Below are 18,794 nucleotides of genomic sequence, written 5' to 3' on the forward strand. Positions count from 1 at the left end.
TCTCGACACTTGTCCATACAGCCCCCTGTGCTGGCGGCCCCGCTAGCTCCTTGGAGCCCGGAGGCTTTGCGCCCTGCCGTCGCCGACAGTTTGCCCTTCAACGAATCGCCGCCTCACTGATCGGCTGCGAGCTCCGTAGCCAAAGCCCACATCGCGAGGCTTGGTTTGGATTTGCATCAATCTTTGGCGCGAACGATCCGAGCGAACGTATTAATCTGTTTTCTATATCAGATAGTTATATGAACGTCGTCAAGCAGGCACGCGCTTAAAAATGGCTTAAAGCCATCTCAGTTTGACCAGAATTAACATTTCACAATCGATACAAGCGGCGGCGGCTGGGCTCGTCGCGTCCAGACCGCCTTCACCAAGCCAGATTTGTTTCTTGAGCTTGCACCACCGAAGTAAGCACCGATACATCCACCGACATGGATGGTGACAATCGATGGAATCAGGCCGCGTTTGGCGTGGCCGACGGGCATTCGACTCTCGATGCCGCCGCACGCGCATTGCGTGCAAACGATCTTGCAGGCGCCGAGACCTTGCTTCGCTCACGTCTGAGCGTTGCGCCCAGAGATGCAGAAGCTCTGCGTCTGCTTGCCGGCATCGCATTGACGACGGGTCACGCCACGGAAGCCGAGCAATTGCTGAGAAACGCGATCGCATATGCACCCGGGCTAGCCCTTGCCTATGCGGATCTCGCGTCCCTGCTATGCCGGCTCCGGCGTGCCGACGAGGCGCTAGCGCTCACTGATCGGGCGATCGCTACGCACCCCGGAGACATCTGGCCGCTATCGATAAAAACGGGCGTCCTCTCGGCCGAACGCCGCACCGGAGAAGCTTTGCCCATTCACGAGGAACTCGTGCGCCGCGCGCCCGCTGCGACAGTCCTGTGGATGAACTACGGACATGCCCTTCAGGCCCTGGGCCGCACCGCCGAAGCGGCCGCCTCGTTTCGCAAAGCGCTTCAGCTTGCTCCCACGAACGGCGCCGCATGGTGGGGCCTTGCAAATCTTCGAACAGTGCGACTGGAAGATGGCGATATAGCGTCGATGGAGCAGGCGCTGCACAGTGTCGATGACACTTTTCAACGCACGCAGTTTCACTTCGCCCTCGGAAAGGCGTTCGGTGATCAGGGCCAATTCGGGTCGTCCTTTGCCAATTATGAAAAAGCCAATCGGCTGCGCGGCGCGATAGCCCCCTATGACGATGCCGCGATCGAAAATCTCGTGCAGGCGCACATCTCAACAATCACACCATCCTTCGTCGCCGAACGCCATGGACATGGCTGCAATGCGGATGACGCGATCTTCATCATAGGCATGCCGCGCTCAGGCTCCACGCTGGTCGAACAAATTCTGGACAGTCACCCTATGGTCGAGGGCGCGGGCGAATTGTTCGAACTCCAGCAACTCGTTGCCGGGATAATCGACAGAAGCGGGAGCAAAACCTCGATAGCCGAAGCGGCCGCCCGTCTGGACGCGAAAGAGTTATGCGATCTCGGCCAGCGCTATCTGGATTCGACGCGGCGATATCGGAGAAGCGCGCGGCGCTTCTTCATCGATAAGATGCCGTCAAACTGGCAATATGTCGCGCTGATCCAGTTGATCCTACCGAGGGCGAAGATCATAGACGTCCGACGTCATCCCTTAGCCTGCTGCCTTTCCAGCTTCTCGACATATTTCAGCCTCCGAACGAGCTTTCCCACCAGCCTCGAAGAGATCGGCCGATATTATCGGAATTATGTCAACATGATGGATCACATGGACATGGTCCATCCGGGTCGGGTTTATCGGCTGTATTACGAACGGCTGGTCGAAAATCCCGAGAAGGAAATACGCGGATTGCTCGCCCATCTGGGGCTGCCGTTCGACCCTGCCTGCCTGAACTTTCACGAAAACCAGAGACCCATCCATACGCCAAGCGCAGCACAGGTACGCAAGCCGATCCATGCCGACGGGCAACAGCGCTGGCGCGCCTATGAGGCTTGGCTTTCACCGCTAAAGGCTGAGCTTCACCACATACTGAAACAATGCTGATGCACCACTCCCTCAAAGGTCGAGAGCGCCAGAATTGTGAAGAAACGCGCAACGAGACCGGCCGGACTGCTCCGCCCGACGAAGTGGACATTGCGCAACGCTCAGCGTCGGCCTGAACCAACGTCGGTTTCCGAAGATCGCTCCCCAATTCCCGACAGTCCGGATCGTCCGACTTTCACGACATTCAGGTCGCCCCCCTACCCCACCAGAATGTCCCTCGCAGGCATTCAAGGAATTGCAAACTGGCTGCCGGGATGGGCCTTACGCTGCGTTCCCAAAGCACATTTCTTCTTGCCGCGTTGTGGCGCGTCGAGACCGTCATATGGGGTTTGTGCCATTGGCCTGATCATCACGGCTTGAACCTGGACGCACCCGGCGTCCGGCGGGAGAGCCGCGATGACGCCCACCAAATTGCTGATTGGCCAGATCCTGTTCGTTTTCGGGATCGTGATCGCAGGCGTGTGGGCGGCCACCCAATGGACGGCCGCAATGCTCGGTTATCAGGCAGAGCTTGGTCTCCCCTGGTTCATGCTGGGCCAACTGCCCGTCTATCGCCCCTGGGCGATTTTTCCCTGGTGGTATCATTACGAGGCTTACGCACCGCACGTCTTCGACAAGGCGGGCACGCTCGCCGGCGCCAGTGGCTTTCTGGGCTGTGCTGCGGCGATCGCAGGCTCTCTCTGGCGCGCGCGGCAAGCCAGCCATGTCACGACCTATGGTTCGGCGCGCTGGGCAGCCGATGGCGAGATCGATCGCGCCGGACTGTTCGGGGACGCTGGCGTGTTCCTCGGCCGGCTTCATAGCCGCTATCTGCGCCATCACGGCCCCGAGCATGTCCTCGCATTCGCTCCAACCCGTTCAGGCAAAGGTGTCGGTCTCGTCGTCCCCACACTGTTGAGCTGGACCGGCAGCGCCGTCATTCACGATATCAAGGGTGAGAACTGGCAGATTTCGGCTGGTTGGCGGTCACTCTTCTCGCACTGCCTGCTGTTCAACCCGACCGACCCAAATTCGGCCCGATATAATCCTCTGCTGGAGGTCCGCCGCGGCGCGTACGAAGTCCGCGACGTCCAGAATATCGCGGATATCCTGGTCGATCCCGAAGGTGCGCTCGAACGGCGCAACCATTGGGAGAAGACCTCTCACTCGCTTCTGGTCGGGACGATCCTCCACGTCCTTTATGCCGAGGAGGAGAAGACACTAGCGCGCGTGGCCACCTTCCTCTCCGACCCGCAGCGCACGTTCGTCGCCACCCTAAACCGGATGATGACCACCAATCATCTCGGCACGAAGGAGCAACCGCAGGTCCACCCTGTCATCGCCTCGGCTGCACGCGAAGTACTGAACAAGAGCGACAATGAACGCTCGGGTGTGCTGTCGACCGCCATGTCCTTCCTGGGTCTGTATCGTGATCCGACCGTCGCCGAAGTCACATCGCGCTGTGATTGGCGCATCGCCGACCTGATCGAAGCCGAGCGTCCGGTGTCGCTCTACCTCGTCATTCCCCCATCGGATATCAGCCGGACCAAGCCGCTGATCCGGCTCGTGCTCAACCAGATCGGCCGTCGGCTGACCGAGCGTCTCGATGGCGGCCCGTCCGGCGCCCGCAAGCATCAGCTTCTGATGCTGCTCGACGAGTTTCCCGCGCTTGGCCGCCTGGATTTCTTCGAGACGGCGCTTGCCTTCATGGCCGGCTATGGAATCCGCGCCTTCCTGATCGCCCAGAGCCTCAACCAGATCGAAAAGGCCTACGGCGACCACAACGCGATCCTCGACAATTGCCATGTCCGCATTGCCTTTGCGACCAATGACGAGCGCACCGCGCGGCGTATTTCGGATGCGCTCGGCACCGCGACCGAACAGCGGTCGATGCGCAACTATGCCGGCCATCGGCTCGCGCCCTGGCTCGCCCACGTCATGGTCAGCCGCCAGGAAACCGCACGCCCATTGCTGACGACCGGCGAGGTGATGCAGCTCCCGGCGACCGACGAACTGGTGCTGATCTCCGGGCTTGCCCCGATCCGCGCAAAGAAGCTGCGGCATTATGAGGACGACAACTTCCGCGCACGCCTGCTGCCGGCGCCGGTGCTTGCCGCTGGTCCCTATGTCGAGCGGCCCAAAGCGCGGTCGAACGACTGGGGCAGCTTTGCCCGCAAGCCCGATCCGCGTCTCGTACGCACCGAGGATGCCGAGGATAATGCTAAACCCGACAAGGACGATGGCGGCCTGCAGCAGCAGCGCCATCCGGGCCTTGCCGCGGAGGTCGTCGCTAAACACGAACCGCCAAAACAGCTCGAGATTTTCGGCTTTGACCAGGATGACGCCGATCCCGCGACCGACAAGCGCGCAATGGATCAGGCGCGCTCCCTACCGGCGGTCGCCCGTGCCCACGCACTTAACCAGGGTCAGGACCATGACGTCCTGCCGGGCACGTGAGGGCAACACCCATGAAAACGCGCCAGAACCTTTATATCGACGGGAAGCTCAGTGAGGTGCTGGAAGCGCTCGCGGCAAAGCCAACCGCCAAAACAGCTCGAGATTTTCGGCTTTGACCAGGATGACGCCGATCCCGCGACCGACAAGCGCGCAATGGATCAGGCGCGCTCCCTACCGGCGGTCGCCCGTGCCCACGCACTTAACCAGGGTCAGGACCATGACGTCCTGCCGGGCACGTGAGGGCAACACCCATGAAAACGCGCCAGAACCTTTATATCGACGGGAAGCTCAGTGAGGTGCTGGAAGCGCTCGCGGCAAAGCCTGGACTTGTAACGGTTTTGTGCCGGTCACCTGAGCGATTAGAGCTCGCAACAGGAGACCGACGAGATGATCAAGCATAGCGAAGAGTTCAAGCATGAGGCGGTGCGTATTGCGCTGACCAGCGGGTTGCCGCGCGACCGGGTTGCATCGGATTTGGGGATCGGCAAGTCGACGCTGGGCAAGTGGGTGTCACAGTATCGGCCATCTGATCTGATTTCAGCGCCGCAGGCAGACCTGGCGCGAGAGAATGAACGCCTTCGCCTTGAGAACCGGGTGCTCAGGGAGGAGAGGGAAGTGCTAAAAAAGGCCACGCAGTTCTTCGCGAGCCAAAGGCCGTGAAGTTCGCTTTTGTGCATAGTTGGCGGCACCGTTGGCCCGTTGAACTGCTCTGCCGTGTCATGCTTGTCAGTGAGCGCGGCTATCGTTCCTGGCGCTCGCGGCCGATCAGTCGCCGGGAGCGGACGGACATGAAGGTGCTGGCCCATATCCGGGAACAGTACCGCCTGAGCCTTGGCAGCTACGGTCGTCCGAGGATGACGATGGAGTTGAAGGAGGTCGGGCTCGATATTGGCGAGCGCCGGGTCGGGCGGCTGATGAAGATCAACGGAATCAAGCCAGTGCGCACACGCAGGCACAAGGTCACCACTGATAGCCAGCATCGCCTGGGTGTCGCGGCGAACTGGCTGGACGGCGATTTTGCCGCCGATGCCCCCAACCGTAAATGGGCGGGCGACATCACCTATGTCTGGACGTCAGAAGGCTGGCTCTACCTCGCCGTCATTCTCGACCTGCATAGCCGCCGCGTCGTGGGCTGGGCTGTCAGCGACAGGATGAAGAAGGATCTGGCGATCAGGGCGCTCGATATGGCGGTCCGCCTGCGCCAGCCACCAAAGGGCTGCCTTTTTCACTCCGATCGCGGCAGCCAATATTGCTCCTATGATTATCAGAAGAAGCTGCAGGCCTATGGCCTGCGTCCATCGATGAGCGGCAAGGGAAATTGTTACGACAATGCCTCGGTCGAGACGTTCTTCAAATCCCTGAAGGCGGAACTCATCTGGCGGCAGAGCTGGCCAACACGGAGACAGGCAGAGGCTGCCATCTTCCAGTACATCAACGGGTTCTACAACACCCGCCGCCGGCATTCATATCTGGGCGGCATCAGCCCGCTCGCGTTCGAAGCCAAGGTGGCATAACGAGATAGGTGACCGGCGCAAAACCGTTACAAGTCCACGGCGCCGGCTCACGGGAAAGCCCCACCCTCCCCCAATGCCCGGTCGAACGAGACGAGCGCCGCGGCCAGCCGGCGCTCGACCCCTGCCACGTCGATCCCCAATTCTACGGCCAGCGCGGCAAGCTCCACACCCGAAGCGTGAAGCGCCAGCACCTCGGCCTCCTCCGCCGGAAGGCTCGCCCAGGCGCGGCGCAGCCGCGCTAATGGCCGGTCGTGCCGGTTCATGGCCGCACCTCGCGACGCTGGCCCATGATCCACTGCGCTGCCTTCGCGGCCTGCGCGGCAGCGCGGAAAATCGCGCGCTCGTCTGCTCCGATATAATCGGCCCATGTCGCCAGATAGTCGGCATGGCGCACGGTTGGCCGGATATTGAGTTCAGCGCAGACGAAAGCGCTGGCAATCTCGGCGACCAGCTCTTCCTTCGCATATTCGATCGAACCAAAGCGCCCCGATTGATCGCGCGCGAGGCGCGAGCGGTGTCCCGTCCAGTGGCCAAGCTCATGGAAGGCGGTGCGATACCAGTCGATCTGGTGATGAAAGGCTTGAGAAGGCGGCACCTGAATGAAGTCGCCGCCCGGATGATAAAAGGCCTTGTCGCCACCGACACGCAGATCGGCACCGGTGTTGCGAATGATCTCCTCGGCCACCGGCACGATCTCGCGCGGCGGCAAGGATTCGACGTCCTGCCGGACGATTTCGGGCAGACCGTCGCACTGGTCGACATTGAAGACGGTGAAGCGCTTCAGGAACGGAATGCTGCGGGGATCGTCGCCGTCGCGTTCGGCCCGTGCCCTCTCGCCATCCGGGCAGAAGCGGTCGGCATAACAGACAGTCACGCCTCGCTCGCCGGGCCGCACATGTCCGCCCAGTTCGCGTGCCTGCCGGTAGGTGAGCCAGCCTTGCGAGCCATAGCCGGACCGGACGACCGCGCCCCAGAGGATCAGGACATTGATCCCCGAATACGGCCGATGGCTCGCCGCATTGCGCGGCATTCCCACACAGGCCTTCGCCCTGTCCCACGGCTGCACCCATGGCAGCCTCCCCTCTGCCATTTCGCCAAGGATCGCGCGCGTCACCTCACCATAGAGACTCCCTCGCCCTTCCCTGCCTTGCCGCCGGTGCATCGCCGCCTTGCCGGCTCCTCGCCCGGCCGGCCGCTCTCGCCACAGCGAAGCACTGCGCCGCTCCTCGTCTCCGGTTCGATCGCGGGCGTCGCTTCGATCCCGATTGCCCGGTCGATCCTCCCCTGCCCGCCTTGCGTCCTGCCCGTCGCTGTCCAGACCTCCGAGGCCCACGCCACGCCCGCTATCGTTCCTGCCCATGATCCTGCTCCCGTTCCCAAAACCGCAACCGGCCCCGGATGGGCGGGGTGGGCGGCAAGGAGCGGGACGGCAGGTCCGCCGATCGAGGTGGGCCGCACCCGCAGGAAGCCAGCGCGAAGCGCTGGCTCCAAGGGCCGAAGCAAAGCGGAGGACCCGCGGATACGCGGGTTGCGGCCCGCCGCGGCGGACCTAGAGGCGCGCTCCGCCCACCCCGCCCGGCCGCGGCCGGTCAACCAGCAGGCGCCGCCGCGCGGGTCCCCGCCGGGGACCGCGCGGCGTCTTCATTGCCCCGTCAGGCCTGAGTGCGTCCGCGGATCGAGAGGCCAAGGCAGGCAGTTCTGGCGCGCCCCGTTTCGGTCGATCGCAGGACGGAACAGCAGCAAACGCCCTGGCGCCAATCGTGAAGGCCGCCACGCACCTGCCTGCCATTGCGCGCCGACCTCATCTGACGACCGTTGTCATCAAGGTTCCGCAGCGAATGATCTCCCGGACCAGCGGACACCCTCCACAACCGCGTAGTGGCGCGCACGCACCTATCAATAAAGCTCGTTGTGCCAGCCAGCCTGTCGGCCGACCCTCGAAGCCGTGATCCATGGGCCGCGTGTTGAGCCCAGGACGTTGCGAGAGGATCCGGCATGAGCGACATAGCCCAGCTGCAACGCGATCATTTCCCCGGCCGGACGTATCGGGACATTGCCCGGGCGGATGGCGAGCGGCTGCCGTCGGTGATCGAACGCCAGAGCAATCCGGAGCAATCCACCGACGACATCCCGTTCGAACGCTATACGAGCCGCGCCTTCTTCGATCGCGAGATGCGCCAGATGTGGCGCAAGGTCTGGCAATTCACCTGCCGGGAGGAGCATGTTCGCGAGGTCGGCGACTATTATGTTTACGATATCGGTCGCTTCTCCCTGGTGATCGTGCGCACCGACGAGGGCCTGCGCGCCTATCACAACTCTTGCCTCCATCGCGGGACCAAGTTGAAGCCTTCGGGCAGCAACGGGTGGAGCGGATCGATCCAATGCCCGTTTCACGGTTGGCAATGGAATCTCGACGGCACGATCAGGCATATCCCCTGCGACTGGGAGTTCCCGCAGCTCGACCGTGCAAGGGCTTGCCTGCCGCAGGCACGCATCGAAAGCTGGAACGGCTTCATCTTCGTCAACTTCGATCGCGAGGCGGCTCCCCTCCTCGACTATCTGGAGGTGTTGCCCGAGCATTTCGCGCGGTGGGACATGTCCAACTGGTACGTCCACACCCATGTCCAGAAGCGGCTGCCGGGCAACTGGAAGCTCGCGCAGGAAGCCTTCATGGAGGCCTATCACACGCCGGTCGCGCATCCGGAAATGACGCATGTCGTCAGCGACCATAACATGCAGCACGACATCTTCTCCGACCATGTCAGTCGCGACCTGTGCGCCATGGCGAGCCCCAGCCCGACATCGACCCTGGAGCGGACCGAGCAGGAGCTGCTCGACAGCATGCTCGTCGGCGATCGCAGCACTGTCGGCGAACGCGTGATCGTTCCCGACGGCAAATCCGCGCGGTGGACCATGGCGGAGCAGCTTCGCCGCCAGATGGCGGCCACCTATGGCCTCGATTATTCGGAGCGCACGGTTCCGGAGATGATCGACTCCCTCAAATACAACATATTCCCGAACCTCTTCATCTATCCGTCGGTCGGCTTGCCCCTGATCCAGCAGTTCCGGCCCGACGGCGACGACCATGATCGCTGCCTATTCGACCAGATCGTGCTTCGGCCCAAACCCACCGATGGCTCGGATTTCGAGGTCGCGGACGTGATCCGCATCGAGGAGCACCAGTCCTACACCGACGTGGAAGGGATGGACCCCTTCCTCGCGCACGTCCTCGACCAGGACACGGACATCATGCGCTGGCAGCGCGAAGGCATGTATGCGAGCAAAAAGGGCGCGGAGACGCTGTCCGTCTACCAGGAATCGCGCATCCGCCACCTGCACCAAACGCTCGACAAGTATCTGGCGTCGGCCCCGCAATGAGCGGCAAGGATCCGCTGGCCCAGGGCGTCCACCATGTCGCGGTGTCGGTTCCGGACATCGCGCGCGCACGGGAGTTTTACATCGACCTGCTGGGCGCCGAGGAACTGGCCCAGACCGAATGGGAGGAAGGAAACGCCTTCATCAACGAGATCGTGGGCCTTCCCGATTGCTCGGGCCGGCAGTTCATGGCGCGGCTCGGCAACGCCTATATCGAGGTGTTCGAGTATCTGACGCCGCGTTCGGCCGCACAGGACGAGAACCGCCCGGTCAACCGCTTCGGCTATACCCATTTCGGCCTGCAGGTCGCCGATATCGATCTGGTCTATGCCCGGATGGTGGAGGCCGGCATCCGCTTCCACTGCCCACCGCGGCATTCCGGCGGGGAGGAAGCGCAGGACGGACGCCGGCAGGGATTCCGATCCACCTATGGCCGGGATTTTTTCGGCAATGTGTTCGAGTTGATCGAAGTCGGCGAGAACAGTGCGATCCCGGCGCTTTGACGGTCGCAGAAGCCACGGTTGCGTTTGAAACGCTGGCGACGGGGTTCGCCTTTTGTGAAGCGCCGCGGGTGGCAGACGACGGCACCGTCTATTTCAGCGACCTGACCGGCGGCGGCTATCATGCCTGGGATCCCGACAGCAGCCTTCGAACCGTGCTCGCCGACCGCCTGTGGATCGGCGGCGCCGTGCTCGACGCGAGCGGCGCAATCGTACTTGGTGGCAAGGGCGGCCTGGCGATGGTCAATCCCGCCAGCGGCGACGTGAGAACCTTGCTCGACGCGATCGCCGGCCAACCGACCGTCGCGGTCAATGACATCGAGGCCGATGCGCATGGGCGCCTGTTCGGCGGGACGATCGATTTCGAGGCGATCTTCGGCGGTGGCGCGCCCGCTCCCGGCCTGTTCTTCCGGCTGGATGCGGCGGGCGAGGTCGTGGTCCTGCGCGATGATGTGGTCGCGTCCAACGGCATCGGCTTCAGCCCCGATGGCGCGTGGCTCTATCATAGCGAATCCACCATCGGCGTCTGGCGCTGGAAAATGGGCGACGATGGGTTGCCATTCGGCCAGGAGCTGATGGTGGAGGTCGCGGATTGCGACGGCCTCGCCGTGGACTGCGAAGGCGGCGTCTGGATCGCCTGCTGGGAGTCGGCAGAACTTCGCCGCTATCGTCCCGACGGAACGCTCGACCGGCGGATGAAGCTGCCGTTCGCATCGGTTACCAGCCTCGCCTTCGGCGGCCCCGACCTCACTGAATTGTTCGTCACGACCGCCGGTCACGGCACTTCCCGAACGGGTGGCCTGATCCGGCTGAACCCCGGCGTCGCCGGCCTGCCGGTCCACAAGAGCAGATTGTAGCGCACGGAAGGTATCGCACCATGGACCTCGAGCTTGCCGGCAAGAAGGTGATCGTGAGCGCGGCGACGAGGGGCGTCGGCCGCGCCGTCGTCGAGCGGTTTCTGGATGAGGGCGCCGTCGTTGCCTTTTGCGGTCGCCGTGCCCGCGGCACGGATCCCAACCCTACCGACGCCGATATCATCGCCAATCCACTGATGGGCGACGGGGTCGATGACGCGGTAGAAGCCTTGAGCAGCCGCGGCACGGTCTATGGCTCGGTCGTCGATTGCGGCGATGCTCTCCAAGTCAGTCGCTGGGTGGCCAAGGCCGCGAACCAGATGGGCGGGATCGACATTGTGGTGTCCGCCGCCAGCGCGCTTGGCGGCATACCCCGCTCGATGAAAGGCTGGGACCTCAACTACGATATCGATCTCAAATCGGCGGTTGCGATGTGGGATGCGGCCTACCCCTTTCTCAAGGCGGCCGCCCCGTCGGCCTTCGTCCAGATCGGAACGATCACGGCCTTCGAGAACCACACGTTCGTCGGTAGCGGGTTCAGCTATGGCGCGATCAAGGCGGCGCTGATCAACTATGTCCACCAGCTTGCGCTGGAGTTCATGGGCGAGGGCATACGCTGCAATTGCGTGTCCCCAGGCCCGACCCAGATGCCCGGCGGATCCTGGGACTTTCTCGAACGTGAGATGCCCGACTACTACGCCGCCAACCTGTCCCGCCAGCCATCCGGCCGGTTCGGTAGACCGGACGAGATCGCCGATGCCGTCGCTTATCTCGCCAGTTCCCGCGCATCCTGGATCACGGGTGTCAACCTCACGGTAGATGGCGGGTTCACCCGCAACGTCAAATATTGAGGCTTCGCGGCACCTGTGACGTCGCGGTCATCCGGCCCATCCGCGGCCAGGCTGCTCCAGCCTTGCGTCAATCCGCACGCCGGATCTGCAGCCACACCCGGAGGTCGCTGCAATCATGTCGGGAGGGTCGATCTCCAGCCCTGTCGAAAGAGGGGTTCGCATGGCGTCGAATATTGCTGCGGGGACATAACCGCCGGACGTCGTCAACTGCGCCGGTGCCAGGGAGACACTGATGCCGCGTTCCTCTTCAGCACGGCCGTTCATCGTCGGGATCGGAGGCACAGCGAGCGCCAATTCCTCGACGGAACAGGCCCTGGCGATCGCCCTCGCATCGGCCGAGCGCGCCGGGGCGGAGGTGAAGCTGTTCGGTGCTGCGACGCTGGCGGCGCTGCCGCATTACATGACCGAGGAGAGCACGACTTCGACCGAGGGCAAGGAACTGGTGGAAGCGATCCGCCGCGCCGATGGCGTGATCGTCGCCAGCCCCGGTTATCACGGCTCGATCTCGGGCCTCGTCAAGAATGCCATCGATTATCTCGAAGAAACCTCGAAGGACGCGCGCGTCTATCTCGACGGCGTTCCCGTCGGCCTGATCGCGACGGCCTATGGCTGGCAGGCGACCGGCAGCACGCTCGCCACCCTGCGTTCGATCGTCCATGCGCTGCGCGGCTGGCCGACGCCACTGGGCGCCGCCATCAACAGCTCGGGCGGGATCTTCAAGGGCGGCGTGTGCAGCGATGCCGGCGCCAGCAATCAGCTCGAACTGGTCGGCTATCAGGTCGTCGAATTTGCGCGGCTCAGTCGGGCCCGACCTGAAGTGGGAGAGACCGAAGCGGCCTGATTCCGGCAGGCTTCATGCCCGTCCCGCCGGGCACCCGCGAACGCTCCACGTCAAACTGCATTGCCGGCTGGAGCCGCGCTGGCGCCCCGATCCATTTGTCGGTCGGTAAAATTGCCGCCTATCCCAAGAAAGGGCGCTGCCCCTGCGCGCCCGCCCATCCTCTCCGCGAGAAACAAGAATTCCACAACCGGGAGGACAGGATGACGAAGGCCGGAATCGGGCTGATGATCTCGTCGATGGCACTGGCCATCGGCACCGCGGTGCCGGCGGCCTTCGCACAGGATGCCGTTTCTCCCGACGTTCCCCGGCAGGACGCTGCTCCGCAGGACCAGGCCAGTTCGGCGGGCGACATCGTCGTTACCGCACGGCGGTCCGAGGAGAGCATCCAGTCTGTGCCCGTATCCGTCGCGGCCTTCAGTAGCGAGACTCTGCGCGAAAACTCGGTCTCGACACCCGAAGACCTCCAGCTGAGCACGCCAGGCGTCTATCTTTCGGGAAATGGCGGGCGCCAGAATTCCAATTTCGTGATCCGCGGCCAGTCGAAGGCGCTCTCGGGTCCGAGTTCGCCGGCGGTGATCAGCTATTTTGCGGAAGTGCCGAACCCGGTGTTCGGGAGCTTCACGCCCCAGTTCGATCTGAGTTCTATCCAGGTACTGAAAGGACCACAGGGTACGCTGTTCGGCCGCAACACGACAGGCGGCGCAGTGCTGTTCTCGCCACAGACGCCCACGGCCGATCTCGAGGGCTATGTCCAGGCCGCTTACGGAAATCTCGACAATCGCGAACTCGAAGGCGTCCTCAATGTGCCGGTCGCAGACGCGGTGCGGATCCGGCTCGGCGGCGCCTGGCATGAGCGCGACGGCTATACGACCGACCTCACCCACCCCGATCGCAAGCTGGACAATATCAACGATTATACGCTGCGCGGCTCGATCTGGATCGAGCCCGTCGAGGGTCTGACCAACGTCACGATCTTCGATTATTACAAGAGCAGCACGCACGGTTTTGCGAGCATTCTGGTCGACGTGTTCCCTGGCAACACACTGTTGACCGCGCTCGGCTTGCAGCAGCCATTCTTCGATGAACTGGCCGCGCAGCAAGCCCGCGGACCCTTCGTCCATGCCCAGCCCAATGTCGGCTATGAGCGCAATCGCCGTTTCGGCATCACCAATCGCACCGAATGGGAGCTCAATGACGATCTGACGCTCGTCAACATCTTCGGCTACCGCGATACGAAGGTCGCCTACAACACCGACTCCGGCACGGGCCGCGTCCTCGCCGATGGCACGGGTGCCTTCCCTGCCGGCACGCCTGTCGACCTTATCCAGGCGTCGCTCACCAACGAGGTCCACCAGTACAGCAACGAGCTGCAGCTGCGCGGCACCTCGTTCGGCGACAAGCTCGAATGGCTTGTCGGTGGCTTCTATTTCAAGGCCAAACCCTCGGGACCGCAGGGCAACACCGTGGGCTTTGCCCAGGTCCCGGGCTTCGAGACCGCACGCGGCGCCTATACCTTCATCACCGAGGACAGCCGGGCCGTCTTCGGCAATGTCCGCTACAATCTCGACGAAATCGCCGACGGCCTGCAGGTCGAGGCCGGGATCCGTTATACCAAGGACAAGATCGGGGCCTGCACCGGCATCGGTCCCACGGCTTCGTCTGGCGATGTCGAGCCCGATCAATGTTTCGTCGGCAGCCCGACAATGACCAACGCGTCGCTCAACAAGGCCAAATCCAACGCCACAACCTGGCAGATCGGCGTCAACTGGCAGGCGACCGACAATATCTTCGCCTATCTCGTCTCCCGCCACGGTTATCGGGCAGGCGGCGTCAACAGCCCGTCCTTCACCGGGCGACTGGTCGACTTCCAGACCTTCGCGCCCGAAGATGTCACCGATATCGAGGCGGGCCTGCGTTCCGACTTCGACATTGGCGATGTCCAATTACGTTTCAACGTAAGCGGCTTCATCGGCTGGTACGACAATGTCCAGACGGCCCTGACGGGCGTCCAGACCGTGCTCGGCGTCTGCACGCCGGGCGTCGACAATCCCGCGCCGATCTCGCCCGACGGCGATTGCGATCCCAATAACGATCCGGCCGGTGGCACCTTGCTCGTCAATATCGGCGAAAGCCGGGTTTCGGGTATCGACATCGACGGCATCGTCCAGTTCGATCGGCGGCTGTCGTTCAACTATGCCGTCAACTTCCTGTGGCCAGAGACGACCAGCTTCGACGCCCCGGCGGCCATTGCGCCGTTCGTGTCGGAGGACAAGATCCCGTTCAACAACACCGCCAAGCAGACCTTCACGGCGGGCGTCCGCTATGAGCTGCCCGTACCGGAATCGATCGGCGAAATCGTGTTCAATGCCGACTATTACTGGTCGGACAAGCTCTCTTACAGCGGGACGTTCCTGCCATCCTACGACGTGGTCAATGCCCGTCTCGACTGGAACCGGATCGGCGGTACCGCGATCGACGCATCGATCTACGCGCGCAACCTGTTCGACGAAGAATATGCTGCGGCGGCGAATGCGTCGGGCGCATTTCTCGGCTTCACGACCGCGATCTTCGCCCCGCCGCGCACCTATGGCGTCGAGCTTCGTTACCGTTTCTGATTTCAGGAGAGCAACATGGCCAACCCGTCGAGCGACGAAATCGCGACCTTCCTGCGCGAGCAATATCTGCTCTGGAACGACCAGAAGCGCGATGAGCTCATGGCATATTTCCGCCGCATGGCGCCCAATGGCTTCACGATCGAATATGTCGGCCGCCCGCCCCAGGACGGCGAACAGGCGATGGAGGAGATGTTCGCCCAATATGGCGGGAAGTGCCGCACAGACCTTCTCCAGCTCCTCGTCAACGGCAATGAGGCAGCGACCTATGTCGACAACCGCTTTGTGGACACCGATGTCGGCATGCCGAGCATAGAGACCTACAAGTTCGAGGATGGCCGGATGCAGATCCGCTATTTCCACCAGGCCTGATACAGCGACCGGAGAGGATCAGGCATGACCCCGGATTATGGCGCGGCCGGCGAGGAGCGTATGCGGGCCTTCGTCGAGGCACAGACGGGCGGCCGGATCATCCGCATGGAACGGCAGACGCGCTGGCGGCCCGCCTGGTTCGTCGATGTCGAGCGCGACGGCGAAATCCTGCATCTTCACCTTCGCGGTGACCGCGAGGGCGATGTCTCGATCTTTCCCGAACTGAAGCGCGAAGCCGATGTCATGAGCGTGCTTGGCAACCATGGCATTCCCGTGCCGCGCATCCATGGCTATTGCGCGGACCCGCCGGCGATCCTGATGGATGCCCTGCCCGGCAGCCGCAACGTGGCGGACGCTGCCAGCGACAGCCAGCGCCAGGCGATCGCGCGCGACTATATGGCCGCGGTGGTCGCGATGCATCAGGTACCGGTCGAGGCGTTTGCCGAAAAGGGCATTGCCGTCCCCGAGGGCGCGGAAGCCATCGCACTGGCCGGACTCAATGCCTATCTGCCGCACTATCGCCGGACCAAGAGCAAGCCCGAACCGATGCTCGAGTTCGTCATTGGCTGGATCCGGCGAAACGTCCCGCGTCATCGGAGCATTCCTTCCTTCATCCAGTTCGATTCCGGGCAGTTCCTGTTCGAGGATGGCCGCATGACCGGCCTCTACGACTTCGAATTCAGCATGATCGGCGATCCGATGGTGGATCTCGCGACCATGCGGATGCGCGACAGCTACGAGCCGCTGGGCGACGAGCTGCGCACCCTCTGCGGGCACTATGAGGCCTTCAGCGGCCAGAAGGTGGATCACGCGGTCATCGACTATCATACGCTCCAGTTCGCGACGCTCGGCACGATGCAGTTTGCCGGCACGGTCGGCGAACCGCAGCCCGGCGACCCACATGCCGTCTATCTCGAATTCGACCTCGCGCTGCGCCAGACGATCCTGCTCGCCATGGCCGCGCTGACCGGCGTCACGCTGGAGGAAGAGCCGCCACTCACGCCGCGATCCGGTGACAATGAAGCCCTGATCGCCAAGCTCGCGGATACCGTGGCCGGCATCGAAGGCGCTTCCGACATGGACAGGTCGCGCAAGGATTTTGCCGTCCAGTTGCTCGAATGGGTCGCCCGCAGCGACGCGATGGGCGCCGAAGTCGCCGCGCGCAATCTCGCCGACGTCGGCGCGCTTCTGGGACAGGATTTTGGCTCGTGGTTCGAGGCGGAAACGGCACTCGAGACCTTTGTGCTCGACGCCGGGCCGGACCAGGACGAGCGGCTGCTGCGACTGTTCTGCGCGATCGAGGCCCGTCGCATGCTGCTCTTCGGTCCGACCAGGATCGGCCAGTCCGCTTCCCATGTCTGCCTGCCGCCAACCCGCTGACCCTATCGGTCGGCAGGCCCGGCTCCCAACATTCTATAGAATATGGGCGCCACGAACATCGCCGCCCCGGTGATGATGCGAGGTGCCATGACGCGCGTTCGGGAAATCGGAGCCGGTGAGGCCTTTGTCGGACGCCTGGCCTCACCCTCCACGCTTCGTCAGGCGGTTGTCGAAAAGCTGCGCGACGCGATCATCTCGGCGGATATCGCACCCGGCACGCTGCTTCGCGAGACGGCTCTTGCCCGGAATCTGGGCGTCAGCGCGACACCGGTCCGCGAGGCGTTGGGCGAACTCGCTTCCGAAGGGCTGATCGAGATCGAGGCCCATCGCCTGAAACGGGTGGCCCCGATCGACTTTCCCGCGACGCTCGACCTGTTCCGGGTCCAGACCGAATTGTGGCGACTGGGCTACGTCTGGGGGCTTTCGAAGGTCGGCGTCGAGCAAATTCGCCTGCTCGAAGCCGCCATAGGCCGCTATCGCGCAGCACTCGATGCGGCCGATTTTCCCGCAATCATCGGCGCGGGCCACGACTTCCACACGGTATTCATATCGGCGTCGGCCAACAGCGAGTTGCTGCGTTCCACGCTCGACCGGCGATCGCTGATCGCCCGCTTCATTCTCCTTCATGGCCGCTCGACCCTGTCCTTGAAGGGCCTGCGTCATCATGAGGCCATGCTCGCCGCTTTCAGACGAGGCGACACCGCCGACCTGCTTGCGCGCCTCGACCAGCTGTCCGCGCGTCTGATCGTCATGGCGCAGCACGCTCCCGGACAATCGGTCCGTCCCACTCCCCTCCGACCGGTCAACTAGAAGAGGCCAGCATGGATTTCGAACTGCCCGAGGAATATCGCGCGTTCCGCGACATGGTCCGCCGCTGGGTCGACAAGGAGGCGCCCAAGGACTGGGCACGCATGCTCGAGAAGGACGAGGATAATTATCCCTTCGCCCTGTGGGACAAGCTGACCGAAGCAGGTCTTCACGGCGTCGGCATTTCCGAGGATTATGGGGGCCAGGGCGGCGACGTCGTTACCCAGATGCTGCTCGCGCGCGAGCTCGCGCGGACACTTGGCGGCCTCGCATGGATCTGGGGCATCACCTCGTTCGCGGGGTCCAAGTCGATCGGCCTCTATGGCACGGCCGAGCAGAAGGCGAAGTTCCTGCCCGAGATCGCCAATGGGCGGCTCAAGGCGGCGATCGCCTTCACCGAACCGGCCGGCGGCACCGATCTCCTCGGCTCGATGCAGACGACCGCGGAGCGTGTCGAGGGCGGCTGGGTGCTGAACGGCGAGAAGATCTGGAGTTCGTCGGCCCATGTCGCCGATTATCTCTTGCTCATCGCCCGGAGCGACAAGACCGCCGAGAAAAAGCATCAGGGCCTGACGCTCTTCTGGGTGCCGACCAGCACCGATGGCGTGAAGGTCACGCCGCTCGCCAAGCTCGGCATGCGCTCGATGGGGTCGTGCTCGATCCATCTCGACAATGTGTTCGTGCCGGACGACCTGGTCCTCGGTGAGCCGCACAAGGCCTGGTACATGCTTTTGCCCACGCTCAATAACGAGCGGATCATGGTCGGCGCCTTCTGTCTCGGCGTCATCGACGGCGTCCTCGAAGACGCGGTCGACTATATGCAGCAACGCAAGGCCTTCGGCGGTATCATCGGCCGCTTCCAGGCCCTGCAGCATTATGTCGCCGACATCGCGACGATGCAGAAGACCACCGAGCTGATGCTGCATTTCTGCGCAGGCAAGCAGAGCCGCGGCGAGAATGTCGGTGTCGAGGCGAACATGCTCAAGCTCATGGCCTCGGAGAATGCCAATGCGGCGGCCGACATGGGCATCCAGATCATGGGCGGCATGGGCTATTCGGCGGAAACCGACATGCAGCGCTACTGGCGCGATTCCCGCCTGTGGCGGATCGGCCCCATCACCAACGAAATGGTCCGCAACGGCATCGCCGAATCCCTCGGGCTGCCCCGATCCTTCTGATGCTGTTCGCCTTCGCCGACCAGCAAGCCATCATCCAT

At 63.2% G+C, this 18,794-nt stretch carries 15 protein-coding genes and 1 riboswitch; of the genes, 13 read left to right on the forward strand and 2 right to left on the reverse strand.

The features are described from left to right. Window positions 1-29 precede the first annotated feature (29 nt). Window positions 30-105, reverse strand: a riboswitch (cyclic di-GMP riboswitch). Between the two features lie 320 nt (window positions 106-425). From KC8_RS05820 to KC8_RS05835, 3 genes are all read left to right on the forward strand, one after another. Continuing rightward, on the forward strand, window positions 426-2,036 hold the full coding sequence (locus KC8_RS05820; RefSeq protein ID WP_010123216.1) for a tetratricopeptide repeat-containing sulfotransferase family protein: 1,611 nt from the start codon (window positions 426-428) through the stop codon (window positions 2,034-2,036). Between the two features lie 396 nt (window positions 2,037-2,432). After that, a complete protein-coding gene (locus tag KC8_RS05825) occupies window positions 2,433-4,472 on the forward strand; it encodes a conjugal transfer protein TraG (RefSeq protein ID WP_010123218.1) in 2,040 nt (679 codons plus the stop codon). 387 nt (window positions 4,473-4,859) lie between these two features. Further along, window positions 4,860-5,986 (forward strand): IS3 family transposase gene (locus tag KC8_RS05835; protein ID WP_232455635.1). Its coding sequence is split into 2 segments (ribosomal slippage): window positions 4,860-5,091 and window positions 5,091-5,986, totalling 1,128 coding nucleotides; the frame shifts between segments, so codons are not numbered across the junction. 47 nt (window positions 5,987-6,033) lie between these two features. Here the strand turns inward: KC8_RS05835 and KC8_RS05840 are convergent. Together KC8_RS05840 and KC8_RS05845 are read right to left on the reverse strand one after the other, a co-directional pair. Next, on the reverse strand, window positions 6,034-6,249 hold the full coding sequence (locus KC8_RS05840; protein ID WP_010124742.1) for a hypothetical protein: 216 nt from the start codon (window positions 6,247-6,249) through the stop codon (window positions 6,034-6,036). Continuing rightward, on the reverse strand, window positions 6,246-7,148 hold the full coding sequence (locus KC8_RS05845; RefSeq protein WP_029624416.1) for an ArdC family protein: 903 nt from the start codon (window positions 7,146-7,148) through the stop codon (window positions 6,246-6,248). Before KC8_RS05845 ends, KC8_RS05840 begins: the two co-directional genes overlap by 4 nt. A 923-nt stretch (window positions 7,149-8,071) precedes the next feature. Between KC8_RS05845 and KC8_RS05850 the strand changes: the two genes are divergently transcribed. From KC8_RS05850 to KC8_RS05895, 10 genes are all read left to right on the forward strand, one after another. Then, entirely contained in the window at window positions 8,072-9,364 is a 1,293-nt protein-coding gene (locus tag KC8_RS05850) for an aromatic ring-hydroxylating oxygenase subunit alpha (RefSeq protein ID WP_232455636.1), read from the forward strand. Continuing rightward, a complete protein-coding gene (locus KC8_RS05855; protein ID WP_010124737.1) occupies window positions 9,361-9,864 on the forward strand; it encodes a VOC family protein in 504 nt (167 codons plus the stop codon). Before KC8_RS05850 ends, KC8_RS05855 begins: the two co-directional genes overlap by 4 nt. Then, window positions 9,861-10,718, forward strand: coding sequence for an SMP-30/gluconolactonase/LRE family protein (locus KC8_RS05860; RefSeq protein WP_010124735.1), 858 nt, complete (start codon window positions 9,861-9,863; stop codon window positions 10,716-10,718). Before KC8_RS05855 ends, KC8_RS05860 begins: the two co-directional genes overlap by 4 nt. A gap of 20 nt (window positions 10,719-10,738) precedes the next feature. Continuing rightward, entirely contained in the window at window positions 10,739-11,566 is an 828-nt protein-coding gene (locus tag KC8_RS05865; RefSeq protein ID WP_010124733.1) for an SDR family NAD(P)-dependent oxidoreductase, read from the forward strand. A gap of 232 nt (window positions 11,567-11,798) precedes the next feature. Further along, complete coding sequence (locus tag KC8_RS05870; protein WP_010124731.1) at window positions 11,799-12,407, forward strand: NADPH-dependent FMN reductase; 609 nt, start codon at window positions 11,799-11,801, stop codon at window positions 12,405-12,407. 200 nt (window positions 12,408-12,607) lie between these two features. Then, on the forward strand, window positions 12,608-15,022 hold the full coding sequence (locus KC8_RS05875) for a TonB-dependent receptor (RefSeq protein WP_010124729.1): 2,415 nt from the start codon (window positions 12,608-12,610) through the stop codon (window positions 15,020-15,022). Window positions 15,023-15,037: 15 nt separating this feature from the next. Next, complete coding sequence (locus tag KC8_RS05880) at window positions 15,038-15,391, forward strand: hypothetical protein (protein WP_010124726.1); 354 nt, start codon at window positions 15,038-15,040, stop codon at window positions 15,389-15,391. 105 nt (window positions 15,392-15,496) lie between these two features. After that, window positions 15,497-16,771 (forward strand): phosphotransferase family protein, encoded by a 1,275-nt coding sequence (locus KC8_RS05885; RefSeq protein ID WP_232455637.1) that lies wholly within the window; start codon window positions 15,497-15,499, stop codon window positions 16,769-16,771. A gap of 87 nt (window positions 16,772-16,858) precedes the next feature. Then, the gene (locus tag KC8_RS05890; protein WP_232455638.1) at window positions 16,859-17,581 is read left to right on the forward strand and encodes a GntR family transcriptional regulator; all 723 of its coding nucleotides are present in this window, start codon (window positions 16,859-16,861) and stop codon (window positions 17,579-17,581) included. 11 nt (window positions 17,582-17,592) lie between these two features. Next, window positions 17,593-18,756 (forward strand): acyl-CoA dehydrogenase family protein, encoded by a 1,164-nt coding sequence (locus tag KC8_RS05895; RefSeq protein ID WP_010124722.1) that lies wholly within the window; start codon window positions 17,593-17,595, stop codon window positions 18,754-18,756. The last annotated feature ends 38 nt before the right edge of the window (window positions 18,757-18,794 follow it).

It is taken from the genome of Sphingomonas sp. KC8 (assembly GCF_002151445.1).
Classification (GTDB): domain Bacteria; phylum Pseudomonadota; class Alphaproteobacteria; order Sphingomonadales; family Sphingomonadaceae; genus Sphingomonas_E.